The sequence below is a fragment of the Patulibacter sp. genome, from assembly GCF_030655195.1.
GTDB lineage: Bacteria > Actinomycetota > Thermoleophilia > Solirubrobacterales > Solirubrobacteraceae > Patulibacter.
The window spans coordinates 1-5,729 of the sequence record NZ_JAURWA010000164.1; the positions used below are offsets into that span (position 1 = coordinate 1).

Consider the following 5,729-nt stretch of genomic DNA (forward strand, 5'->3'; position numbering starts at 1 on the left):
GGCGTCGACCCGCAGCGCGGCGGCGCGCTCGGCCTCGGCGATCCGCTCGTCCGCCCGGCGCTCGGCCTCAGCGACCCGCGCCTCGGCGGCGTGCTGGGCGTCGGTCCGCAGGGCCTCCGCCGTCTCCTCCGCCGCGGCGACGATCCGGGCGACGCGGACACCGGTGTCCGCGGCGCCGTGCGGGGCGCCGGTGCCGTCGGTCGGCCGCGGGTCGCGGGGTGGGGGGCCTGCGGGCATTCGGCGCAGGATTCCAGAGCGACGGGGGGCACGTCGAACACGCACGGTCTCTCCCGCGGTGCACGGGCCGCCGGGGTCGGCCGGGGCGCACCGGGCGCCCGGCGGGCGGGGCCGTACCATGGGGGGTCGCGCATGGAGCACCGTTACGACCCTCAGAGCATCGAACCCCGCTGGCAGCGCATCTGGGCGGACGAGGGGACCTGGGAGGTCGACGACGCCGTCCTCGACGACCCGTCGGTCGACCCGGTCTACGTCCTCGAGATGCTGCCCTACCCCTCGGGCGAGCCGCACGTCGGGCACCTGAAGAACTACTCCATCGGCGACGCCGTGGCGCACTTCAAGCGGCGCCAGGGCAAGACGGTCCTGCACCCGCTGGGCTACGACGCCTTCGGCCTGCCGGCGGAGAACAACGCGATCAAGACCGGCCAGCACCCGCGGGACGCCACGGAGGCGTCGATCGCGTCGTTCCAGCGCCAGTTCCGCGACTGGGGCGTGTCGATCGACTGGTCGCGCGAGCTCGCGACGCACCGGCCCGAGTACTACCGCTGGACCCAGTGGCTGTTCCTCAAGCTGCTCGCCGGCGGGCTGGTCGAGCGTCGCTCCGCCGCGGTCAACTGGGACCCGGTCGAGGAGTCCGTCCTGGCCAACGAGCAGGTCGTCGACGGCCGCGGCGAGCGGTCCGGCGCGCTGGTCGAGATCCGCCAGCTCGAGCAGTGGTTCCTGAAGATCACCGACTACGCGCAGCGGCTGATCGACGACCTGGACACCATCGGCTGGCCCGAGCACGTCAAGACCATGCAGCGCAACTGGATCGGCCGCTCGGCCGGCGCGCGCGTGCAGTTCCGCTGCGAGGAGACCGGCGAGGACTACGAGGTCTTCACGACCCGCCCGGACACGCTCTTCGGTGCCACGTTCTTCGTCATGGCGCCCGAGCACCCCGACGTGACGAAGCTCGTCGCCGGGACGGACCGCGAGGCCGAGGTCAAGACCTACGTGCAGCAGGCGCTGACCGCCGAGCGCGGCGAGCGCGGCGCGGCCGACAAGCCCAAGACCGGCGTGCCGCTGGGCCGCCACGTGATCAACCCGGTCAACGGCGACCGGCTGCCGATGTTCGTCGCCGACTACGTGCTGATGGACTACGGCACCGGCGCGATCATGGCCGTCCCCGGCCACGACCAGCGCGACTTCGACTTCGCCCAGGCCTACGAGCTGCCGGTCAAGCGCGTGATCCAGGGCGCGAACGACGGCGCGCCGGACGACCACCTCGGCGACGACGCGGCGTGGGAGCTCTCGCCCGAGGCGCTGCCCTACATCGGCGACGGCCCCGTCGTCGACTCGCACCCCGACTTCGACGGGCGCCACAACCGCGAGGCGCTCGCGGCGATGAACGACTGGCTGAAGGCCGAGGGCAAGGGCGAGGAGGCGATCAACTTCCGCCTGCGCGACTGGCTCGTCTCGCGCCAGCGCTACTGGGGCTGCCCGATCCCGGTCGTCCACTGCGACGCCTGCGGGATGGTTCCCGTCCCCGAGGACCAGCTGCCCGTCGTCCTGCCCGACGTCGAGGACTACAAGCCGAAGGGTCGCTCGCCGCTGGCCGCGGCCGAGGACTGGGTGAACACGACCTGTCCCACCTGCGACGGCCCCGCCCTGCGCGAGACCGACACGCTCGACACCTTCGTCGACTCCTCCTGGTACTTCCTGCGGTACACCGACGCGCAGAACGCCGACGCCCCGTTCGACCCGGCGGTGACGAACCGCTGGATGCCGGTGGACCAGTACATCGGCGGCGTCGAGCACGCCATCCTGCACCTGCTCTACGCGCGCTTCTTCTGCAAGGCGCTGACGGACCTCGGTGTCCTGGACGTCAACGAGCCGTTCCAGAACCTGTTCACGCAGGGGATGATCACCAAGGACGGGGCGAAGATGTCCAAGTCCAAGGGCAACGTCGTCGCGCCGCGGTCGATCATCGAGCGCTACGGCGTGGACACCGCGCGCACGTACGTCTGCTTCATGGGCCCGCCGGACCAGGACGCGGACTGGTCCGACGAGGGGGTCGAGGGCGTCTCGCGCTTCCTCGGCCGCCTGTGGCGGCTGTCGGCGGAGGCGGCCGAGCGGATCGGCGGCGCGGCCGGGACCCGCGGCGCGGTGCGGCCGCACGACGAGGCCGCCGGCGGCGGATCGGCCGCCGAGGCCGGCCCGGGGGCGTCGGACGAGCCCCAGGTCCCGGTCGCGGGCGTGCTGGCTCCGGCGAACCCCGAGGGCGACGACCTCGAGCTCGTCCGCAAGGCCCACTGGGCGATCGACAAGGTCACCCAGGACCTCGACGGGCGCTTCGCGTTCAACACGGCGATCTCGGCCGTGATGGAGCTCGTCAACGCCGTGTCCGTCCGGCGCAACGCCGTGGCGGGGGACGGGGCGAAGGGCACCGCCGAGGGCACCCTCGTCGAGCCGAACGTCGGGGGCGGCCCCGTCGACCGGGGTCACGGGCGCGCGAGCGCGCCGGACGCCGGTGGCTCGCTCGAGGCCGACGGGGCGGCCGAGGTCCCGGCCGGCGCCTCGCCGTCGGGCGGCGGCGTGCTGGACGTCGCCGAGGCCGAGGCGTGGGCGGCGATCCGCTTCGCGCTGACCACCGCCAACACGCTGCTGCAGCCGTTCGCGCCGCACCTGACGGCCGAGGCCTACGAGCGCCTGACCGGTGCGCGGGTCTGGGAGCAGCCGTGGCCCGAGGCCGAGCAGCGCTACCTGGAGCGCGACGAGTTCGAGCTCGTGGTCCAGGTCCAGGGCAAGGTCCGCGACCGCGTCATGGCTCCGACCGGCGCGTCGAAGGACGAGCTGCAGGAGCTGGCCATGGGCCGCGAGAAGCTGCAGCCGTTCCTCGAGGGCAAGACGGTCGTCAAGGTGATCGTGGTCCCGGGCAAGCTCGTGAACGTCGTCGTGCGGTAGGGCGGGGGCGGGGCGGCCGACGCGGGGCGGGGCGACGCGGCCGACGCGGTCGGTTCTCCCGACCCTTTCCCCCGGTGGGCGACGCGAACGTTCGGAAGAACGCGTGACCGCCGGCGGACGCCGCACGTCCGCCGGTCCGCCGGCCCGCCCCGCGCACGCCGGACCGCGGTTCGGCACACCCGTGGCACGGCCGGGGGGTCCTGCGCAACGCGCCCGTTCGTAGCCTCGGCAGGGTGCTCGACCGTCCCTGGGTGCGCCTCGTGCTGGGGGCGCTCGCCGCCGCCATGCTGGGTGCGATGGCCGCCCGCGTGGCGGTCTCGGCCGGCGGCGGGGCGGGAGCGGACGGGGCGCCGGCCGGGCAGTCGTCGGGGCCGGGCGGCTCGGGGTCCGGCGGGGGCGGGGCCGGTGGATCCGGCGGAGGGTCGGGCGACGCATTGGGATCCGCCGGAGCCGCGGGGTCGGGCGGCGCGACCGCCTCGATGGCCCCCGGCGACGGGCGGCTGACGGTCCACGTCACGGGCGAGGTGCGGCGGCCGGGGGTCTACGCGCTGACCGAGGGGGCCCGCGTCGACGACGCCGTGAAGCGGGCGGGCGGCGCCACGTCCGACGGCGACCGGCAGGGGCTGAACCTGGCCGCGCCGGTCCGCGACGGGCAGCAGGTCCGGGTCCCGGCCAAGGTCGTGCCGGCGGCGCCCGGCGGAGGCGCGGGGGGCGGCGGGTCCGGGACGGATGCGGCGGGCGCCGGCGGGGCGGGTGCCGGGGGCGCGCCCGTCGACCTGAACACCGCGACCCTCGAGGAGCTCCAGACCCTCGACGGCGTCGGCCCGACGACGGCGGAGAAGATCGTGAAGCTGCGGGAGGAGCGCGGCGGACTGGCGGGGGTGGACGACCTCGACGAGGTCCCCGGCATCGGCGCGAAGAAGCTCGAGGCGCTCCGCGCGCAGCTCGAGCCGTGAGCGCCTTTCGTCGCTGGCCCCAGCACCACGTCGCCCTCGCGGTCGCGGTGTCCTTGGTCCTCGCCCCGCGCTGGCCGGCGCTGCTGCCGGCCGTCGCCGCTGCTGCTTGGGCCACGCAGCCCCGCCACGGGTGGGCCTCGGCGGCGGTGGTCGCGGTGCTGCTCGCGTCTCTCGCCGGGGTCTGGCGTCACGCGGACGCCGCGCGGACGGCCCGGGCGCCGCTGGCGCAGGGTGCCGCGGTCGGGCCGGCCGAGCCCGTCGAGGTGCTCGAGGCCGCCGACCGCACCCTCGACGGCCGCTGGCGCACCACGGCACGGCTCCGGGGTGCGGTGGTCGAGCTGCGCACCGGGGTGGCGACGGGCGCGCCGGAGCTCGTGCCCGGCCGCCTGGTGCGGGTCCGGGGACGGCTGCGGCCCGTCGGCGAGGCGGCGGTCGGCGCCCGGTCGCGCGGCATCGCCCTGACCCTCGACGCGGCGGTCGTGGGCGTCGCCGGGCGCCGCGGCGGCTGGCGGGGTGCGCTCGACCGCTTCCGCGAGCGCGCCGAGCGGACGCTGACGGTGCCCGGGTCGGCGGCCGGGGGCGGCGCTGCGAGCGCGGTCCCACCGGGCGCCTCCCTGTCGGGTGCGGCGGCAACGGACACGGGGACCCCGGGCGCTCGAGCGCCCGGGGGACCGACGTCGGATCCCACGCCGCCGACCTCCGACGCGCCGGGCCCCCGCACGGCTCTCCTGCGCGGGATGGTGCTCGGGCAGGACGAGGGCTTCACGGACGCGGAGGAGGAGACGTTCCGCCGCAGCGGGCTCTCGCACCTCGTCGCGGCGAGCGGGCAGAACGTCGCGCTCGTGGCGGCGCTCGCGATCGGCGTCGCGGCGCTCTGCGGGCTCTCCCGGCCCTGGCGGATCGCCTGGGCGCTCGTGGCGGTCGCCGCGTACGTGCCCCTGGCCGGCGCGGGACCGTCGATCCGCCGGGCCGGCGTCACCGGGGTGCTGACGCTCCTGGCGCTCGGCCTGGGCCGCGCCCCGGACCGCTGGTGGGCGCTGCTCCTGGCGGCGATCGCGACGGTCCTCGTCGACCCGGCGTCCCCGCAGCAGCTGGGGTGGCAGCTGAGCTTCGCCGCGGTGGTCGGGCTGCTCGTCCTCGTGGCGCCCCTGGCCGCGCTCGCGCGCCGCGCGGGCTGGCCGGGCTGGCTCGGCGCGGCGGCCGCGGTGCCCCTCGGGGCGGGGCTCGCCACGGCGCCGGTGCTGGCGGCCGGAGTGGGTGACGTGTCGCTCACCAGCCTGCCGGCGAACGTCGTCGTCGAGCCCGTCGTGGCGCCGGTGACGTGGCTGGGGATGGTCGCCGGGGTGCTCGGGCCGGAGGGCGCACCGATCAGCGGCCTGCTCGTCCGGGCGACCACCCCGTTCCTGGACTGGACGACCGGCGTGGCGACGTGGGCCGCGTCGCCGGGCTGGGCGGTCGTCCGGCCCGGACCGCTCGCGGCGCTGGTCCCGGTCCTCGTCGTGGTCGTGGCCCTCGTGGTCGTCGCCCGGCCGGCCTGGCTGGTCCGCGGCGAGGACCGGGTCCGCCGACGCGCGGCGCGCTCGACGATCGGAC

Annotated in this window: 3 protein-coding genes and 1 pseudogene; 3 read left to right on the forward strand and 1 reads right to left on the reverse strand. The window is 76.4% G+C overall.

Going from position 1 to position 5,729, the window contains the following annotated elements; all coding sequences use genetic code 11:
- Nucleotides 1–237 (reverse strand): annotated as a pseudogene (locus Q7T67_RS18175) (hypothetical protein); the annotation flags it as partial.
- Between the two features lie 132 nt (nucleotides 238–369).
- On the opposite strand from Q7T67_RS18175, the gene leuS reads away from it, so the two are divergent.
- The 3 genes from leuS to Q7T67_RS18190 all read left to right on the forward strand — a co-directional run.
- Nucleotides 370–3,180 carry a leucine--tRNA ligase gene (gene leuS / locus Q7T67_RS18180; RefSeq protein WP_304793106.1) on the forward strand — a complete coding sequence of 937 codons (2,811 nt, stop codon included), beginning with the start codon at nucleotides 370–372 and terminating at the stop codon, nucleotides 3,178–3,180.
- A gap of 233 nt (nucleotides 3,181–3,413) precedes the next feature.
- Nucleotides 3,414–4,136, forward strand: coding sequence for a ComEA family DNA-binding protein (locus Q7T67_RS18185; RefSeq protein WP_304793109.1), 723 nt, complete (start codon nucleotides 3,414–3,416; stop codon nucleotides 4,134–4,136).
- Nucleotides 4,133–5,729 (forward strand): ComEC/Rec2 family competence protein (locus tag Q7T67_RS18190; protein ID WP_304793113.1); only part of this gene is annotated, 1,597 nt, incomplete at its 3' end. The genes Q7T67_RS18185 and Q7T67_RS18190, both read left to right, overlap by 4 nt.

Excerpts from the sequence above, each read along its gene's own strand:
- leuS (WP_304793106.1), top strand. The coding sequence starts at position 370 with ATGGAGCACCGTTACGACCCTCAGAGCATCGAACCCCGCTGGCAGCGC.